Origin of the sequence: Fictibacillus phosphorivorans, from assembly GCF_007673525.1 — a bacterium.
Taxonomy (GTDB): Bacteria; Bacillota; Bacilli; order Bacillales; family Fictibacillaceae; genus Fictibacillus; species Fictibacillus phosphorivorans_C.
Map to the genome: position 1 here is coordinate 311,424 of NZ_VDZU01000001.1, position 17,094 is coordinate 328,517.

General features: G+C 41.6%; 17 protein-coding genes and 1 riboswitch. Of the genes, 13 read left to right on the forward strand and 4 right to left on the reverse strand.

Going from position 1 to position 17,094, the window contains the following annotated elements:
- Positions 1–53: 53 nt before the first annotated feature.
- Entirely contained in the window at positions 54–323 is a 270-nt protein-coding gene (locus tag FS458_RS01490) for a hypothetical protein (RefSeq protein WP_144697012.1), read from the reverse strand.
- 202 nt (positions 324–525) lie between these two features.
- Between FS458_RS01490 and FS458_RS01495 the strand changes: the two genes are divergently transcribed.
- The 9 genes from FS458_RS01495 to yidC all read left to right on the forward strand — a co-directional run bounded on the left by FS458_RS01495 (position 526) and on the right by yidC (position 9,796).
- On the forward strand, positions 526–1,824 hold the full coding sequence (locus FS458_RS01495; RefSeq protein ID WP_144697015.1) for a YjiH family protein: 1,299 nt from the start codon (positions 526–528) through the stop codon (positions 1,822–1,824).
- A 614-nt stretch (positions 1,825–2,438) separates the two neighbouring features.
- Positions 2,439–4,775 (forward strand): Ig-like domain-containing protein, encoded by a 2,337-nt coding sequence (locus FS458_RS01500; protein ID WP_144697019.1) that lies wholly within the window; start codon positions 2,439–2,441, stop codon positions 4,773–4,775.
- An 89-nt stretch (positions 4,776–4,864) separates the two neighbouring features.
- Positions 4,865–4,971, forward strand: a riboswitch (TPP riboswitch).
- Between the two features lie 69 nt (positions 4,972–5,040).
- On the forward strand, positions 5,041–5,661 hold the full coding sequence (gene tenI / locus FS458_RS01505) for a thiazole tautomerase TenI (RefSeq protein WP_144697022.1): 621 nt from the start codon (positions 5,041–5,043) through the stop codon (positions 5,659–5,661).
- Positions 5,645–6,712, forward strand: coding sequence for a glycine oxidase ThiO (gene thiO / locus FS458_RS01510; protein WP_144697025.1), 1,068 nt, complete (start codon positions 5,645–5,647; stop codon positions 6,710–6,712). The genes tenI and thiO overlap by 17 nt, the downstream gene beginning before the upstream one ends.
- 5 nt (positions 6,713–6,717) lie before the next feature.
- Positions 6,718–6,912, forward strand: coding sequence for a sulfur carrier protein ThiS (thiS, locus tag FS458_RS01515; protein WP_231607380.1), 195 nt, complete (start codon positions 6,718–6,720; stop codon positions 6,910–6,912).
- Between the two features lie 4 nt (positions 6,913–6,916).
- Positions 6,917–7,684, forward strand: a complete 768-nt coding sequence (locus FS458_RS01520; RefSeq protein ID WP_144697031.1) for a thiazole synthase — start codon at positions 6,917–6,919, stop codon at positions 7,682–7,684.
- Complete coding sequence (locus FS458_RS01525; protein WP_144697034.1) at positions 7,681–8,697, forward strand: MoeB/ThiF family adenylyltransferase; 1,017 nt, start codon at positions 7,681–7,683, stop codon at positions 8,695–8,697. The genes FS458_RS01520 and FS458_RS01525 overlap by 4 nt, the downstream gene beginning before the upstream one ends.
- A gap of 38 nt (positions 8,698–8,735) precedes the next feature.
- Positions 8,736–9,017, forward strand: coding sequence for a hypothetical protein (locus tag FS458_RS01530; RefSeq protein ID WP_144697037.1), 282 nt, complete (start codon positions 8,736–8,738; stop codon positions 9,015–9,017).
- A 29-nt stretch (positions 9,018–9,046) separates the two neighbouring features.
- Positions 9,047–9,796 (forward strand): membrane protein insertase YidC, encoded by a 750-nt coding sequence (yidC, locus tag FS458_RS01535; RefSeq protein ID WP_144697040.1) that lies wholly within the window; start codon positions 9,047–9,049, stop codon positions 9,794–9,796.
- A 271-nt stretch (positions 9,797–10,067) separates the two neighbouring features.
- On the opposite strand, the gene FS458_RS01540 is transcribed toward yidC, so the two are convergent.
- On the reverse strand, positions 10,068–10,988 hold the full coding sequence (locus FS458_RS01540) for a DMT family transporter (RefSeq protein ID WP_144697043.1): 921 nt from the start codon (positions 10,986–10,988) through the stop codon (positions 10,068–10,070).
- A gap of 376 nt (positions 10,989–11,364) precedes the next feature.
- Between FS458_RS01540 and FS458_RS01545 the strand changes: the two genes are divergently transcribed.
- From FS458_RS01545 to FS458_RS01555, 3 genes are all read left to right on the forward strand, one after another.
- Positions 11,365–12,297, forward strand: coding sequence for a DMT family transporter (locus FS458_RS01545; protein WP_144697046.1), 933 nt, complete (start codon positions 11,365–11,367; stop codon positions 12,295–12,297).
- Positions 12,298–12,384: 87 nt separating this feature from the next.
- Positions 12,385–13,335 carry an ABC transporter ATP-binding protein gene (locus tag FS458_RS01550; RefSeq protein ID WP_144697049.1) on the forward strand — a complete coding sequence of 317 codons (951 nt, stop codon included), beginning with the start codon at positions 12,385–12,387 and terminating at the stop codon, positions 13,333–13,335.
- Complete coding sequence (locus FS458_RS01555; protein WP_144697052.1) at positions 13,307–14,266, forward strand: ABC transporter permease; 960 nt, start codon at positions 13,307–13,309, stop codon at positions 14,264–14,266. The genes FS458_RS01550 and FS458_RS01555 overlap by 29 nt, the downstream gene beginning before the upstream one ends.
- A 258-nt stretch (positions 14,267–14,524) precedes the next feature.
- On the opposite strand, the gene FS458_RS01560 is transcribed toward FS458_RS01555, so the two are convergent.
- Positions 14,525–14,995 carry a GNAT family N-acetyltransferase gene (locus FS458_RS01560; RefSeq protein ID WP_144697055.1) on the reverse strand — a complete coding sequence of 157 codons (471 nt, stop codon included), beginning with the start codon at positions 14,993–14,995 and terminating at the stop codon, positions 14,525–14,527.
- A 112-nt stretch (positions 14,996–15,107) separates the two neighbouring features.
- Between FS458_RS01560 and FS458_RS01565 the strand changes: the two genes are divergently transcribed.
- A complete protein-coding gene (locus FS458_RS01565) occupies positions 15,108–15,554 on the forward strand; it encodes a DUF2569 family protein (RefSeq protein WP_186320411.1) in 447 nt (148 codons plus the stop codon).
- 71 nt (positions 15,555–15,625) lie between these two features.
- On the opposite strand, the gene aceA is transcribed toward FS458_RS01565, so the two are convergent.
- On the reverse strand, positions 15,626–16,912 hold the full coding sequence (gene aceA, locus FS458_RS01570) for an isocitrate lyase (RefSeq protein ID WP_144697060.1): 1,287 nt from the start codon (positions 16,910–16,912) through the stop codon (positions 15,626–15,628).
- Positions 16,913–17,094 lie beyond the last annotated feature (182 nt).

A 17,094-nucleotide genomic window follows, 5' to 3' on the forward strand; every position in this document is an offset into this window, starting at 1 on the left:
TTTTTTTATACAAAAAACGAGTAATTCCATAAGGAGTACTCGTTTTTAAATATCTAATTCTGATACTTCTTTAAAATGTTACCGGTCACATGTTTTACATCTTTATTACTTCTCTTCGCCTCAGCATACCTCTCATAATCCTCAGCTGAAACCTCCAACAAGAAGCTTTTCGGAAAAATATATGGTTTTCCTTTATCTTGTTCGTCAAGATTGTTTAACACTTCCAGCTCGTCTTCGTTCTCCTTGTTGCGTTCAGGATCATATACAAACATCTTTCCATACTCTTCTTCTACACTTTTGTTCACATTGATAAAATACTTCATTCACAAAACACTCCTGTTCTTTTGATTATGTCAATGTTATTCCCTAGACACGCTGTCATCAGACATATAAAGACACAAAAAGGGAAGATAACCTATAAAAATTGTACAAGCACGACTCGTCATATTTCGAACTTTGTCCCGATAAGATGTAAAGAGAGCCTGACAAGTCCAGGCTTATCAAACGGAAAGGGAGTTGGAAGTAATGAAAACTGCGGGTTCTTGGTCTCATTCGTTAAAATTTCTTTTGTTCAGTGCAGTTGGTATTTTCATGTTCTTCATTCCGATCACAGTGAAAGGAAAGTCGTCGATCCCACTCGATCACCTTGTAACGTGGGTAAGAGATACGGCGGGTGAAGCAGTGCCACTCTATGCATTGCTCGTCATATTGCTCGGTGCTGTTTATCCGTTCTACACGAAAACGTGGAACAAAGACCGAGTCACAACTACGTTCTCTTTATTAAAAGTTGTAGGACTCGTTGCAGCTGTCCTGCTTTACTTTGAATGGGGGCCGAGCTGGTTAAGCGATCCGAACATGGGGCCGTTCTTATTTGAGAAACTCGTGATTCCTGTTGGATTGCTCGTTCCGCTCGGTGCCGTTTTTCTAGCGTTTATTGTTGGATATGGTCTGATGGAGTTCATTGGGGTGCTTGTGCAAAAAATCATGAGACCCATCTGGAAAACGCCGGGCAGATCAGCAGTCGATGCCGTCGCTTCATTTGTCGGCAGCTATTCGATCGGTCTACTTATCACGAACCGCGTGTTTAAAGAAGGAAAGTATACGGTAAAAGAAGCAGCAATCATTGCAACAGGTTTCTCTACCGTTTCTGCAACGTTTATGATCATTGTGGCAAAAACGTTAGGGCTTATGGAAATGTGGAACACCTACTTCTGGACGACGCTCGTTGTTACGTTCTTAGTAACGGCGATTACGGTTCGGATTCGTCCATTAAGCAGAATGGATGATACGTATGTTGGTGGGGAGGGACAGCCAGAGGAAGTCGTAAACGAGAAATACCTGCAAACTGCGTGGAGAAGCGCAATGGATTCTTCACAGAGCGCTCCGGCATTTTTGAACAATATCTGGTCTAACTTAAAAGACGGCTTCGTCATGGCGATGAGCATTCTGCCTTCCATCATGAGCGTAGGGCTGCTCGGCTTGCTGCTCGCCGAATACACGCCGGTATTTGACTGGATCGGCTACGTGTTTTATCCAATCACATGGGCACTGCAGCTTCCAGATGCCATGCTAGCAGCAAAAGCAGCTTCAATCGGTGTCGCTGAAATGTTCCTCCCAGCCCTCTTAGTAGCAGAGGCGGCACTTGTCACAAAGTTTGTAATCGGTGTCGTATCCGTAGCATCCATCCTATTCTTTTCCGCAAGCATTCCATGTGTATTATCAACAGAGATTCCGATCAGTGTACCTCAGCTCGTATGGATCTGGTTCCAGCGCACGGTTTTGGCATTGATTTTGGCCACTCCAATCGCGTATTTGTTGCTGTAGAGATATAAAGACGCTGCCTGAATATTTGGCAGCGTCTTTTTTATTGTCTCTTCACATAAATGGGTCTTGTTTTAGCTCAAAGAATGTTCAAGCTTGATTTATATCTATGATTTTTATAAAAAAATCCAAATTAAACGTCGTTCATGATTAAATTTGAGCTAAATTATCATTTTTTATGGAAAATTAGATTGCTTTTTTAATGTGTGAAAGAGGGTTGAATGGTGTTAAAGCGAAACGGCAGATGTACTGAGCGAAACTATGGTCAGTTGGAGCGAAATAAAGGGTCTATGGGGCGAAACGGAGGGCGTTATGAGTGATAACCGGCTGAGTTTGAGCGAACGTGTAATAAATATAAGAACACGTACCGTAAAAACACAATACATGTTAACTACAGGCCGAAAACATAACCAGGCTGAACATACCGATTATTAAGTGACCTCTTTATGTTGTTGGTGCTGGGAAATCCACCTCCATACTACATGTATATAAGCAATAATAAAACACATTTAAGAATAATAACATTTACTAAAATTATCAAAATATATCTTTATTTTTCCATTAATTATTGTATGATAATGAAAGTAGTGATATGAAATGACAGGGGAGAAGACGTGTTGAAAAGGAAATTGAGCTCTTTGTTCTTAATGATGATTTTAGTAATTAGTAGTTTTCCTTTTACTAGTTTTGCAAACGGAGATTATCCAACGTATCAAAGTTTAACAGTTAGTCCTAAGGAAGCGGCATTAAATGAGCAGGTATGGTTTGATCTCTACGCACCAGATTCTGCCTATTTTATGTTAGAAGCACGCCTTACTTATCTTTCTCCACAGGGAGAGGAAAGAGTAATTGAGTTGTCTGGACCAGATCATTGGACAAGCCAGTTTACGGCAACGTCAATGGAAGAAGTGGGAACATGGGAGCTTCAAAGCATTTATCTATATGATGATAGCTATAACAGCAGTACATTTTCACGAGAACAAATTGATCAGCCCGAAAACTATGATTTTACTATATTGAACGAAGTGAAAAATCCCGATGTAACAGCACCAACAATAGATGCAATTACATTTGATAAAGAAGAAGTAGAAGCGGGCGGCTTTACCAAAGTAACGGTAACCGCAAGTGATGAGTCGGGGATAGATTCAGAATCTATTAATCTAGCTCTTTTCAACACAACCGCTCGGGGATATGAGTATGTATTTAACTTTGTAAAATCAGGAGAAGGAACATACGAAGCAACATGGTGGGTTCCGCCATATAGTGATTCAGGCGAGTGGAGAGTAAGCTGGATCAATGCATCTGACAGGATAGGAAATCAATATTATTGGGATAACTTAAATGGTGAAGAGTATCCGGCATCATTCGGCACAATTCAAGTGAAGAATAATAATCCAGACCACACAGCACCAACCGTATCTAGTATTCGATTTGATAAGGAAGTCGTTGATGCAGGTCAAGAGAACACCATTACCCTTCATGCTGAGGATGATCTGTCTGGTATTAACTATCTGTCGGTTGAATTAAGGAACTCTTTTAATCAAAGAATCTATGTTGATGGTATTTACCCTAACGAAGACGGTGCATTCGCTACATCGTTCACAGTACCGTCTTATATGAAAAGTTCAACATTTAAGGTATGGAGTGTATATACACAGGACAATGCCGGAAATGAGGATCATCAGTTTTATGAAGAAGATTACCCGGATGAATTTGACTCTTTTGCAATAAAAAATTCAAACGAAGATAATCAAGCACCAGCAATTCAAGAAATAACTTTTGAAAAAGATATGGTTAGGTCAGAAGAAACAAATGCGGTTAGAGTTGTAGCTAGTGATGATAACAGCGGAGTAGAAAATATTGAAATCTTTTTAGAAGGTCCAACTGGAAGAGGAAAAACAAGTTCAAACCTCTATGTAGATGAAGAAGGCAACTTTAGAGGAGACTTCTATATTCCTCCCTTTACGGAACCTGGTGAGTGGAGAGTTAGTCAAATTATTGCTAAAGACTTTGCAGGAAATGTTTTAGATGCAAAATATTCACCTGAAAACTATCCAAATACATTCAGTAAATTTATGGTTGAATCCGATAATTTTGATACAACACCAGCAACTGTAAACAAAATAGTATTTGAGAAGCCTGAGGTAAAAGGTAACGAGGAAGCAAGATTGACGGTTTACGCAGAGGATACTCAAACTGTCCCCGCCTTTGTTGAGGTAGAACTTATAAGTCCAAGTGGTCAGCAATCCATTAAAGGCAACACCGATTATTTAGATGAAAGTGGATTAATGCACATTGGAATCTCTGTTCCAGAGGATGCCGAACATGGTGAATGGCTTGTAAAACGAGTATGGATCTTTGACTTGGCCGGAAACGAAGCTATATACACATACAATGCAGAAGATTACCCTGCTGAATTCGGGAAGTTGTTTATAAATAATGATACAGTTGCACCGGATGCACCTATAGTGAATGAAGTAAGCGATAAGCATACAGAGGTAAAAGGAACAGCAGAATCAATGTCAACCATCGTAATACTTGCGAACGGTGAGTTGTTGTCAGAAGGGCGAGCGACAGAGGAAGGGGTGTTTACAGTTGAAATCCCAGTTCAAAAAGCGGGTACTGTATTAGAAGTAACATCAACTGATTCAGTTGGCAACGAATCTGAAGTAACAACTGTAACGGTAGTTGATAAAACGGCACCGGATGCACCAATTTTAACTTCAGTAACAAAGGAAGCTGTAGCTGGAACAGCAGAAATTAATTCAACTATTTTTGTGAAAGATGCTGAAGGCAATGTGATTTCTTTTGCTGCAACAGATGAAAATGGAAACTTCATAGTGAAAATGGAGAAACAGAAGAATCATTCTGTCATTTTTGTAAGTGCAGCAGATTCTGCTAAAAACGAAAGTGAAGTAGTTAAGATTCTTATTAAAGAAGGCAGAAAATTTTAATTGGATTTCGTTTCACCTATTATGTGACATCTATTGTTATGAACGCAAGTTAACGATAAAATAGATGTACCAATAACAATTAAATAGTATTTCACCACTAGGGGTGCCTTTGTTAAGGCTGAGATTAAAGTGAACTTTAAGACCCTTGGAACCTGATTTGGTTAGAACCAGCGTAGGGAAGTGGTGTGTGGATCAGATACTTCGCTATAAATACTAAAAACTGTGAAACCACCTCTTTGCTGCTTAAAGGAGGTGGTTTTTTATTGTGGAAAAACAGCTTCATGTGATTACTACGGGAAGGCAAAGCGTTGAAGAGTTAGTAACTATAGCGGAAAGCATTCATCCGTATATGACGATGCTGCATGTACGGGAAAAAACAAAGTCTGCCAAGGAAGTCAGTCATCTTATCGAACGTCTTCAGAAAGCAGGAGTTCCTTTCACTAAAATCATTGTAAATGATCGAGTGGATGTGGCACTTTGCACAGGCGTAAAAGGTGTTCAGCTGACACATCACAGTTTAGATGTGTCACAAGTGAGAAGAGCTCTGCCTGAAATGATGATCGGCTGCTCCGTCCATTCCGTTTCAGAAGCACAGGATGTTGAACAAAACGGCGCCGACTTCATCATGTATGGTCATATTTTTAAGACGGCTTCTAAACGTGATGCGGAGCCAAGAGGGTTAGATCAGCTTCAACGTGTAGTAGATCAAACTACACTTCCGGTCATCGCGATCGGAGGCATCACACCAGAAAACGTACGGAATGTCATTAAAACAGGTGCATCTGGAATCGCCATCATGTCAGGCGTTTTAGAAGCAAAATCACCACTACAAGCTGTAAAACTGTACAAACAACAACTGGAGGTGTGGGATGCGCACAACGTATGATGCCATCATTATTGGAGGCGGCGTGATCGGCTGTTCCATCGCCTATGAGCTTTGTAAACAAAACAAACGTGTGCTGCTTCTTGAAAAAGAAACCATAGGAAGCAAGGCGTCAAGTGCTGCAGCTGGCATGCTTGGTGCAGAGATGGAGTTTGAGACGAATCATCCCCTCTATCTACTAGCAAAAGAAAGTCGGGATTCCTTCAGTTCTTTATCACAGGAGCTTTTTAACGTTTGTGGAATAGACATCGAGTTAATTCAGGAGGGAATCTATGAACTTGCTTTTACAGAGGAAGAAGCGGTTGATTTAAAAAGAGAAGCGAGCAAGCGTCAAGATCAAGGGGAAGAAGTGTTCTGGGTCCCAGCACAAGACCTGCTTAGGAAAGAACCCTCGATATCCTCACTTGTAAAAGGAACTCTCTTTTATGCAAAAGATGCTCAAGTGTCACCTGTTAAACTTACCCAAGCTTTTTATCAATCAGCAAAAATTCTCGGAGCTGAAGTTAGAGAGCATACCAGTGTGGTTCAGCTTCTCCAAACTGGCAACAGGGTAACAGGTGTCGTAACAACAAAGGAAACGTTTCTTGCTGATTCCGTCATAGTAGCTTGTGGGGTGTGGAGCTCTGATCTAGAACCTTCACTAAAAATGGTGCCGGTAAAAGGGGAATGTCTTTCTTTTAAAACACAGCGTCCACTGCTCACAGGTACGGTAAAATACAAAAACTGTTACCTCGTTCCAAAGCGGGAAAACCGAATTTTTGTTGGCGCGACAAGTACACCACACGTCTTTGATGAAGAAGTTACATTTTCAGGTCTCTTTGAATTGATGGAGAAGACAAAACAGATCGTTCCTGAACTAAGTGGTGCTAGTTTTGAAAAAGCATGGGGAGGCATCAGGCCCCAAACGCTATCTGGTAAACCTTATATCGGTCCTTCTCCACATAAAGAGGGGCTCATTCTTGCGACAGGACATTACCGAAACGGCATTCTGCTTTCCGCCATTACTGGAAAAAGGATTGCCGACTATATGAAAAGTGAGGTACACAGTTCGTGAAACTTATGATAAATGGAGAAGAGGTCATGGTGCCAAACTCTTTGCAGTCAATTACAGATTTGCTGAAGCACCTTAACTTACATGACCAAGTTGTGATTGCAGAAGTGAACGAAGATATTATTGATAATCAAAAACAAAGAGAAACTCAAATAAAAGAAAACGATAAGATCGAACTTGTTCGATTCGTTGGCGGAGGTTGATTGTATGTTAAACATTGGACATTATTCCTTTTCATCACGATTACTTTTAGGTACAGGCAAATACCCGGACTTTAAAACACAAAAAGAAGCGGTAGAGGTATCTGGTTCTGAGATTTTGACGTTTGCAGTTCGTCGAATGAACATCTTTGAAGCGAGTCAGCCCAACTTTTTAGAGATGCTTGATCTGAAAAAATACACATTGTTACCGAACACAGCAGGTGCGAAAACAGCGGCAGAAGCGGTTCGAATCGCAAAACTGGCGAAAGCATCGGGATTATGTGATATGGTAAAAGTAGAAGTCATCGGATGCGACAAAACGCTGCTGCCGGATCCAGTGGAAACGTTAAAAGCAACAGAAGAGCTTTTAAAAGAAGGATTCATCGTGCTTCCTTATACTTCAGATGATGTGGTCCTCGCTAGACGATTAGAAGAGCTGGGTTCACATGCGATCATGCCTGCCGCTTCTCCGATCGGTTCCGGGCAAGGAATCATCAACCCGCTTTATTTAAAATTCATCATCGAGCAAACGAAGGTCCCTGTTATTGTTGATGCAGGTATCGGCAGTGCGAGTGATGCGATGATCGCGATGGAACTCGGAGCAGACGGTGTGCTGTTAAATACTGCCGTTGCGGGTGCGAAGAATCCTGTGAAGATGGCCCTCGCGATGAAAATGGCTGTAGAAGCAGGGCAGCTAGGGTATGAAGCGGGAAGAATCCCGAGAAAAGAAACGGCAACAGCGAGCAGTCCTTTAGAAGGGTTGAGTGTGAAGTGAATGAACGTTATTCAAGGCAGGAATTATTTAGCCCGATCGGTATAGATGGGCAAGCAAAAATACGAACAAAAAGCGTGCTGATTGTTGGAGCAGGTGCGCTTGGTGCAGGAAGCGCTGAAGCACTTACACGTGCAGGGGTGAAACGGATCGTTCTCGTTGACCGCGATTATGTGGATTGGACGAACCTTCAGCGTCAGCAGCTCTATTCTGAAGAAGATGCGAAGAGACAGCTGCCAAAAGTAGTAGCTGCAAAAAATAGATTGAACCAGATTAATTCTGAAGTAGAAATTCAAGCACATGTGATGGACATGGGGATCGAGGAAGCAGAAGAATTAATCTCTGGCATCGATCTGATCATGGATGCGACGGATAACTTTGAGACGCGTTTGTTGATTAACGATCTAGCTCAGAAATATGAGATACCGTGGATTTATGGGGCGTGTGTTGGGAGCTATGGCATCTCATACACGATTTTACCTGGAGATGGACCGTGTTTGAACTGTTTGCTCGATAAGATTCCAGCGAACGGCCAAACATGCGATACGGCAGGAATTATCTCTCCAGCCGTTCAGATGGTCACCGCTTATCAAACAGCTGAGGCGTTAAAGATTTTAGTTGAAGACTATGCATCCATTCGAAAGAAGATCGTAACATTTGATACGTGGACGAATCAGCATGTTCAATTAGGGATGGGAAAAGCGAAGAAGGTAGATTGTCCATCTTGTGGGGCTAACCCTACGTATCCTTACTTAGAGAAAGGTGCTGCGTTAAAAACAGCTGTTCTTTGCGGGCGGGATACCGTTCAGATCCGTCCGGCTCATACAATCGAAATTGATTTGGGAGAGATGGAAAAGAGATTACTGCCTCATGGTGAAGTTCGCTGTAATCCATACCTACTAGAGCTTCAGAGTGGAAGTCACCGCCTCGTTCTTTTTAAAGACGGACGCGCACTTGTTCATGGCACGAAGAATACGACAGAGGCGAAATCTCTATATCATAGATTTATAGGGTGAAAACTCTGTATAATGAAGTATAGGAGGTGATTTGATTTATGGAGTTTTTTGATCTGATCTATCAAACGGACGCATTAGTTTTATCCATTAGTATCGCACTAACGTTCATTATTGCTAAGCAGCTTTCGGTCGTTAATCAATCTCTTGTTCATAGATCAAATCACCATGTGAAACAGGACAGGCTAAGTTCCGAGAAGAGGATGAACGATTCTCACCTCGTTCAAAACTATTGCTTTATTCGAGACGAGATCGCACGGACAATGTTTAGAAAAGAAACACCAGATGATAAAGAAGGGCACGTTTACTCCTTGTTTGCTTAAATTTTTTTAAAAACAAGGAGGAACAAAGATTGAAGAAATATGTATCCATTCTTTCATTACTTGCTATTTTTCTATTATCCGGCTGCAATAACGCACCGATTACAGCAGAAAGTCCGGGTGTGTGGAACCATTTTTTCATCTACCCGTTTTCAAAGCTCATCCAATATGTGGCGTATCTGTTTAACGATAGCTATGGCATCGCGATCATCATCTTAACCGTGGTAATACGGTTCCTGATCATGCCGTTAACATTGAGACAAACGAAAAATCAGGAAAAGATGAAGAAGATTCAGCCGGAGATCCAACAGCTACGTGAAAAGCACACAGGAAAAGATCGAGAGTCTCATCTGCAATTACAAAATGAATTAATGGCTGTTTATAAAAAACATGAAGTCAATCCGTTATCCATGGGGTGTTTGCCCCTTTTGATCCAGATGCCGATTCTGTTTGCATTTTATTATGCAATCATTAAAACGAAAGAGATTGCTCTGCACAACTTTCTTTGGTTTAACCTTGGAACAGCAGATCCTCTGCATCTGCTACCAGTGTTAGCGGCGTTAACCACCTTCATCCAATATAAAATGAGTACAACTGAGCTTGCTGCTTCAAATCCGCAAATAAAAATGATGGGTTACGTGATGCCGATCATTATCCTGTTTTCGGCATGGAAGCTGGCCGCTGTTCTGCCTCTTTATTGGATGGTCGGGAATGTATTTTTAACGATTCAAAATGTGGTGCTGCAGAAACGGAAGAAGAAAGCAGCTTCTGCTAGTTTGTAATAAATGTTTTCGTATTCCTTGTTGCTTTTGAAAGTAGTTGATTTCCGTTCCAGATGCTCGCTTTCCGCGGGGCAGACGGTGAGCCACATTTGTACGTTTCCGTATAAGTGTCTCACCTGCCCGCCTGTCCCGCAGGAGTCTCGCATCTTCCACTCCAATCAAAAGTCAAAGAAGGAAATAAAAGATTTAAAAGCAACATTTTTTAGAAAACAGCCTAAGGAAAACGACCAGATCTTTAATCTCTGGTCGTTTTTATGTTCAATAAATCATTCTATGCCGCGTGTTTTTTGCGCAATCTCCTGTTCCGAATCTCTTCAACAGCTCCAGATCCTAAGAGGACACCTGTGATGATAAGCAGAAATCCGAAAACATGCTGAAACAAGATCTGTTCACCTAAAAAGAGATATGCACCCACAAGAGCGAAAAATGGATTTAGGTTAATAAAGATTGAAGCTTCTGATGCTCCAATTTTACCGATCGCCTCATTATAGAGCATATGACCCACCGCCGTAGCAATACAAGCTGAAGCAAAATAGATCAGCCATAGCGAAACTGTCGAATTTTCAACAACACCTGCAAATCCTTGTGGCTCTTCGATCAATCCGATCACGATCAGGAACAGTGAACCGATCACCATCATATAGCCGGTCATGAGTCGAGGATCTAACGTGTGCGCCACGCGCTTGATGAGGATAAAGCTTACAGCTTGCGTGAGTACAGATAATAAAATGTATCCATCACCGAACGAGATCCCTGCTACCTGACTGTTTCCTTCTAAAACGATAAACGCAACGCCTGAGAACCCAAGCAGAAGTCCGATCGATTTTAAGAGAGTAAGAGGCGTTCCTAAAAACGAGATAGCGAGAATGGTCGTGAGAAGCGGCGACATTCCCATGATCAACCCGCCGTTCGTGGCTGTCGTTTCGGTTAAACCGATCGAAAGGAAATAGTGATGCGCGACAACGTTAAAGATAGATGCCAGAAAGACATACCAAAACTCCTTTTTCGTCAGCCACCGCACTTTTTTTATAATAGAGAGAAGCAGAAATACGGTTAATCCCGCCGTTAGAACACGTATTCCAGTGATTGTAACAGGCAAAAAGTTCGTAACCAGAATTTTCGTCGCTGTTACGTTTAACCCCCACACCACCATCACCAGGAATAAAATCACATACGTCCGATACGCTTTCATTATGTCATCTTCTTTCTTCTGCTTTTTACTTCATAAAGTAAAGTATTTCAATGATTTTAATTTCCATTGTACAGCATTCAAAGTGGATTTACAGGAAAAAAGCTTACAAATTTTAGATTGAGGCGAAATGACCATATCTACTTTAAAAGGTAGTCTGCTATAGTGGGAGAAAATGATTTTTGAAGTTGCTGATTAGGAGGACTCTGGCAGGCGATGTTTTATGTTCACCGTTTGTCGAATGGCCTTTATTTTTGATTTTAGACTTAATTGGTAGCTGTTTAGACTTAATGCGTGGCTGATTAGACTTAATCTACTTTGAAAATGACCTTATTGAAGCTCAAAACGACTTAATCTCAAAAAAGAGGTGATTCACACCGTGCAAAAAGTTAACCCGTATGTACTTTTAGTGGTAGCAAACTTAATCTGGGGCGGAAATTTTGTGATCGGACGTGCCATAGCGAGCAGTTTACCGCCTGTAACACTCTCTTTTTTGCGATGGTGTACGGCGTTTCTCATTTTCCTTCCGTTTGCTGTACCATTTTTACGAAAAGAATGGCAGATGCTAAAAAAACATTGGCAAGTCGTCCTCATCTTATCAATTACTGGAATCACGGGCTTTAATACGCTTCTGTACATCGCCTTGCACTTTACGACGTCCATTAATGCATCCATCGTTAACACATCAACGCCGATTCTGCTTTTCCTATTGTCGTTTGTTTTTCTGAAAGAGAAGCTCAACGCAAAACAGATAGCTGGAGCCCTAATTTCACTCATTGGACTTTTATTTATTATCTCAAAAGGCTCAATCACAGTTTTACTTCAGTTGTCGTTTAATAAAGGTGACTTAATCGTGATCGGAGCTGTGATCTGCTGGAGCATCTATTCGCTCCTTATACGAAGATATGCGGGAATTCTCCCTACATACAGCACGTTCATAGTAACGGCGTTTCTTGGCATACTCATCTTGCTGCCATTTTCCATACGTGAGATGCAAACAGAAGAAATAGTATGGTCATATGGTACTGTTGCAACCATCCTGTATACCGGAATCTTTGCATCAATCGTTGCGTTCATGTCTTGGAATACGGCGGTTGAGCGGGTGGGTCCGAGTAAAGCTGGAGTCTTTTTGAACCTGATCCCTGTGTTTGCTGCAATCTTTGCCGTTATTTTTATAGACGAAACACTGGCATGGTATCAAGGAGCGGGCGGTGTGCTCGTTATACTGGGTGTTTTTATTTCAACACGCGTTACAAAAAGAGAAAAGCATATACCAAAAGCAAGCAGAAGTGGTAATGTGATAAGTAAATAATTTACATAATTTACGAAACTTTTCTTTATTCTCAGTCGTATTACAGTGTGAAAAGAGAGAGTTATGATAGGAGGAATTGGGGAGCGCATGACAACACATACGTTAGAACTTAAAAACTTAACGAAAAAGATCAAAGGCAAGACCATTGTGGATGATCTCTCGTTTTCGGTAAGAGAAGGTGAGATTTTCGGTCTGCTTGGTCCAAACGGAGCGGGTAAGACTACAACGATTCGAATGATCGTTGGACTGATCTCTATCACGGACGGAGACGTTTTGATCAACGGTGATAACCTGCGAGGGAACTTTGAAAAAGCGATGGAACGCGTTGGCGCAATCGTTGAAAATCCGCAGCTGTACGATTATATGACAGGCTATAAAAACCTCATGCAATATGCGAGGATCATGCCGGATGTGACGAAGGAAAGAATTGACGAAGTGATCGAGCTCGTCGATCTGAAGTACGCGATTAACGACAAGGTAAAAACATACTCGCTTGGTATGAGACAGCGACTGGGCGTAGCTCAGGCACTTTTACATAAGCCGAACGTGTTAATCCTGGACGAACCGACAAACGGTCTCGATCCACAAGGTATCTATGACCTTCGTAACTATTTACGTCTACTCGCGAACAACGGAACGTCTGTTGTCGTTTCTTCACACATGCTCGCTGAGATGCAGATGATGTGTGACCGTGTAGCCATTATTCAACACGGAAAGCTTGTGCGTATCGACGAGATTATGAACCAAGAACACGAGGCCGATGTGAAGGTTCATTTCCAAATCGAAGGAGATGTAACGCAGGCAAAACAAGTTCTTTTTAATTTGAATGAAGATCTGAACGTAACTGAGTCAGGTCAAGAACTGATCGTCCAAACAGCAGACGTTCGATTTATAGCTGAAGTGAACAAACAACTTGTTCTCGCTGGGGTCCTCGTTGTGGGTATCCAACGCAAAACGAAGACGCTTGAAGAACGATTCTTAGAGATGACAAAGAAAGGGGGAGATCTGAATGAAGTGGCTGTCCCTGTTAACGAATGAGTGGATTAAAATTTTTAGCCGTACACGTACATGGATCTTCCTTGCTATCCCAATCGTTATCATTATCGGTATCGCTGTTTATGATAAGGTAACAACAGATGTAGAAGTGAACGAAAATTGGAAGCAAGAGCTGACGCAAACGGTTAAGGATGACCAAAAAGCGCTGGATGATGCAAAAAAGAATGGTGACAACGCCATATATATTGATTCACTTGAATCAGCCATCAAACAAAATGAATATGCGATTGCTAACGACATTTCACCATATGAAACAACAGCATGGCAGTTTATGAAAGATATGGCGTGGATTTCGTCCTTTATTGGGTTATTTGTTATCGTTGTGGCTAGTGACATTGTATCTAATGAATTTGCTAAAGGAACGATTAAGATGCTTCTGATTCGTCCTTACAGCAGATGGAAGATTCTTTTATCCAAATTCATTGCAACATTAGCCTTTGCATTTGTTATGTGGCTCGTTGTTATTGTAGCAACGTGGCTTGTTGGTGGTCTTGCCTATGGATTCGGCGGAATGGACCAATCCTACTTAATCACAACAGAAGATGGTCAGGTAAAAGAAAGACTGATCGTTGAATATGTATTTGCCAACATCGGTGTAGAATTTATTGAATTAACAGCGCTTGTGGCTATGTCATTCATGATCTCAACGCTGTTCATGAGTAACTCAGTGGCGATTGGTGTTGCCATGTTTACGCTGTTTGCAGGTAACACGATCGTAATGCTGCTTGCAACAAAAGACTGGGTGATCTATACGCTGTTCGCCAACATGGATCTTAGTGTATTGATTGATGGGCAGAACCAGATGGTCAAGGACTTAACGCTACCGTTCTCCATTAGCGTTCTCGCCGTATACACCGCAATCATGCTCGCGATTACGTTTACAGTCTTCCAAAAGCGTGATGTGAAAGCTTAATAGAACGAGAAAGAGGCTGACTTTCGTATCAGCCTCTTTTCTTTATTTTTCGCTCTTTTCTAAAAGATTGCTTTGTACCCATGTCACCTTTGACAATTGATTGTAGTGGAAGGTGCGAGACTCCTACGGGACAGGCGGGCAGCTGAGACACTTAAGAGTGAAACGTACGAATGTGGCTCAGCGCCTGCCCCGTGGAAAGCGAGCAACCTAGAACGGAAATCAACACTTCCAAAAGCAACAAAGTTTAAGAAAACAGCCTTATTTTTTTAACAATACAGGCTGCTTTTCCATAAAAACAAAGATAGTTTCTTCAAAGTCTAATCGATGGGTTTTAAACGCTTTGTAGCCTAGCTTTTCGTAAAAAGAGATATTCTTCACGCTCTTACTGCCGGTGTATAATTCGTAACGGTATCCAGTGAACAATTGCTCAATCTCCTGTACTAACTTTCTACCGATGCCTCTGTTCTGAAAGTCAGGGTGGACCATGAGCTTACCTATATAGCACGTTCCTTCGTTTTCATGAGCTTTGACGGAGCCAATAATTTTACCGTTAAATAGATACTTCAATACGTGGTGGGTTCTTATGCTTTCTTCCACATCAGCGACCGTTTGCTTAAGAGGCTGAATATCAAAGTTTCCGTATAATTCAGCCTCACTCACATAAGCCATTTTTTGTAACGCAAGTATTTCAGCAGCATCAAAAACAGTAGCTTTTTTAATCATTTCCATAACATGACTCCTGACATGATTAATTTTAGATATAATATTCCGTATAGAGTTACTTTATCCTTCATGGAAAATAGAAGTGCAGAAAAGACAAACATCAGAAAGAGGTCGGAAATTGGAGACACAACCAAAACAAAAAGAAGATTTGAAAGGTTTAGGAGGATGGCTGCTATTAGTAGGAGCAGGACTCATTTTGGCTTTGCCGTTTAAACTAAATGCTGTACAAGTGGGATTTGATGCGATTCAAGGTTATAAATTCAACTCGTTATTATTAAAATACGTCGTATACGGAGAATTAATCTTTAATATTGGATTAATCGGATTGAATATCTATCTTATGTATTTATTTTTCACGAAGAAGAAAGCTTTCGTAAAGACGTGGGTATTTTTGCTGCAGATTACATTAGCCTTTGCGATTTTAACAGATATTCTGCTTCTGTTTGTAGATGAAGTGAATACAGGAACGCCGTTTGTAAACTCAGCCTCTGCGTTATTGGCGTTTATCATCTGGTCAACGTATGCAAAGAAATCGTGGCGCGTTCACAATACATTTGTAAATTAAATGCTAAAAAAGGACAAGGGCATCTGCTCCTGTCCTTTTTTCTATATATCTCCTATCCAATAATACTATCTCTACGCTTTTTGTGATTGAAATTGCTCTTCTTCTGTAGATCCTTTTAGAGCCGTTGTTGAAGCTGTACCACCCGAAACGAGCTGTGTTACTTCATCAAAATAGCCTGTTCCTACTTCACGCTGGTGGCGAGTTGCCGTATAGCCATCGATCTCACTATCAAACTCTCTTTGCTGAAGCTCAGAATAAGCACCCATGCCTCTAGCTTTATAGCCTTTTGCAAGCTCGAACATGCTATGGTTCAGTGCGTGGAAACCAGCCAACGTTACGAACTGGAACTTATAGCCCATCTCTGCAAGCTGCTGCTGGAACGTTTCAATCGTTGCATCATCCAGCTTCTTTTTCCAGTTAAAAGAAGGAGAACAGTTGTAAGCTAATAGTTTACCAGGGAACTGCTCGTGGATCGCATCTGCAAAACGCTGTGCTTGTTCTAAGTTCGGTTCACTCGTTTCGCACCAGATCAGATCCGCATAAGGAGCATATGCAAGTCCTCGTGCGATCGCTTGATCAAGGCCAGCATTCGTACGATAAAAGCCTTCAGCAGTTCGCTCACCTGTAATAAACGCGCGATCGACCGGATCGATGTCACTAGTGATCAAGTCAGCAGCATCAGCATCCGTACGTGCGATCAGAATCGTTGGCGTTCCCATCACATCTGCCGCCAGACGAGCAGAGATCAAGTTACGTACAGCCGTCATCGTAGGCAAAAGCACTTTTCCACCTAGATGTCCGCACTTTTTCTCAGAAGATAACTGATCTTCAAAGTGAACGGCCGAAGCTCCAGATTCAATCATACCTTTCATCAGTTCGAAAACGTTCAGTTGTCCGCCAAAACCAGCTTCTGCATCGGCAACGATCGGAAGGAAATAATCCACTTCGTTTCCGCCTTCCATGTGCTGAATCTGATCAGCGCGTTGAAGAGCAGAGTTGATGCGTTTTACCACGTGTGGCACAGAGTTTGCTGGATACAAACTTTGGTCGGGATACATGTTTCCAGAAAGGTTGGCATCTGCTGCGACCTGCCAACCGCTTAAGTATACGGCTTTCAGACCTGCCTTTGCTTGCTGAACAGCCTGATTGCCCGTTAGTGCTCCTAAAGCGTTTACATATGTTTCGTTCTGAAGCAGATCCCAGAATTTTTCGGCACCTTTTTTTGCAAGTGTATGCTCGATATCGATGGATCCGCGTAAGCGAATAACCTCTTCTGCTGTATAAGGACGCTGAACACCTGACCAGCGCTCTTCGTTTTGCCACATATCCTGTAATTTCTCCACACGTGATTGATTCATTAATCTCTCTCCTTAAGGTTTATTGGTTTTTTGTGAGTTGATGATTCTTAGACATGATTAGATAAATCTTTTAATGCAATTGGGACGTGGGCATTTTGGGATAGTAAGAATTTTGGTTTTTACGGTACGTGTTTTTATATTTGTTACACGTTCGCTCAAACAGGACAATGTTTCGCGCCAAA

Bases quoted from the DNA above. Each gene is read 5' to 3' on its own strand.
- FS458_RS01495 (WP_144697015.1), top strand. From the start codon at position 526: ATGAAAACTGCGGGTTCTTGGTCTCATTCGTTAAAATTTCTTTTGTTC.
- thiO (WP_144697025.1), top strand. From the start codon at position 5,645: ATGCGCACAACGTATGATGCCATCATTATTGGAGGCGGCGTGATCGGC.
- FS458_RS01560 (WP_144697055.1), bottom strand. From the start codon at position 14,995: ATGGAAATGATTAAAAAAGCTACTGTTTTTGATGCTGCTGAAATACTT.
- FS458_RS01550 (WP_144697049.1), top strand. From the start codon at position 12,385: ATGACAACACATACGTTAGAACTTAAAAACTTAACGAAAAAGATCAAA.
- FS458_RS01530 (WP_144697037.1), top strand. From the start codon at position 8,736: ATGGAGTTTTTTGATCTGATCTATCAAACGGACGCATTAGTTTTATCC.
- thiS (WP_231607380.1), top strand. From the start codon at position 6,718: ATGATAAATGGAGAAGAGGTCATGGTGCCAAACTCTTTGCAGTCAATT.
- FS458_RS01540 (WP_144697043.1), bottom strand. From the start codon at position 10,988: ATGAAAGCGTATCGGACGTATGTGATTTTATTCCTGGTGATGGTGGTG.
- FS458_RS01555 (WP_144697052.1), top strand. From the start codon at position 13,307: ATGAAGTGGCTGTCCCTGTTAACGAATGAGTGGATTAAAATTTTTAGC.
- FS458_RS01520 (WP_144697031.1), top strand. From the start codon at position 6,917: ATGTTAAACATTGGACATTATTCCTTTTCATCACGATTACTTTTAGGT.
- aceA (WP_144697060.1), bottom strand. From the start codon at position 16,912: ATGAATCAATCACGTGTGGAGAAATTACAGGATATGTGGCAAAACGAA.
- FS458_RS01490 (WP_144697012.1), bottom strand. From the start codon at position 323: ATGAAGTATTTTATCAATGTGAACAAAAGTGTAGAAGAAGAGTATGGA.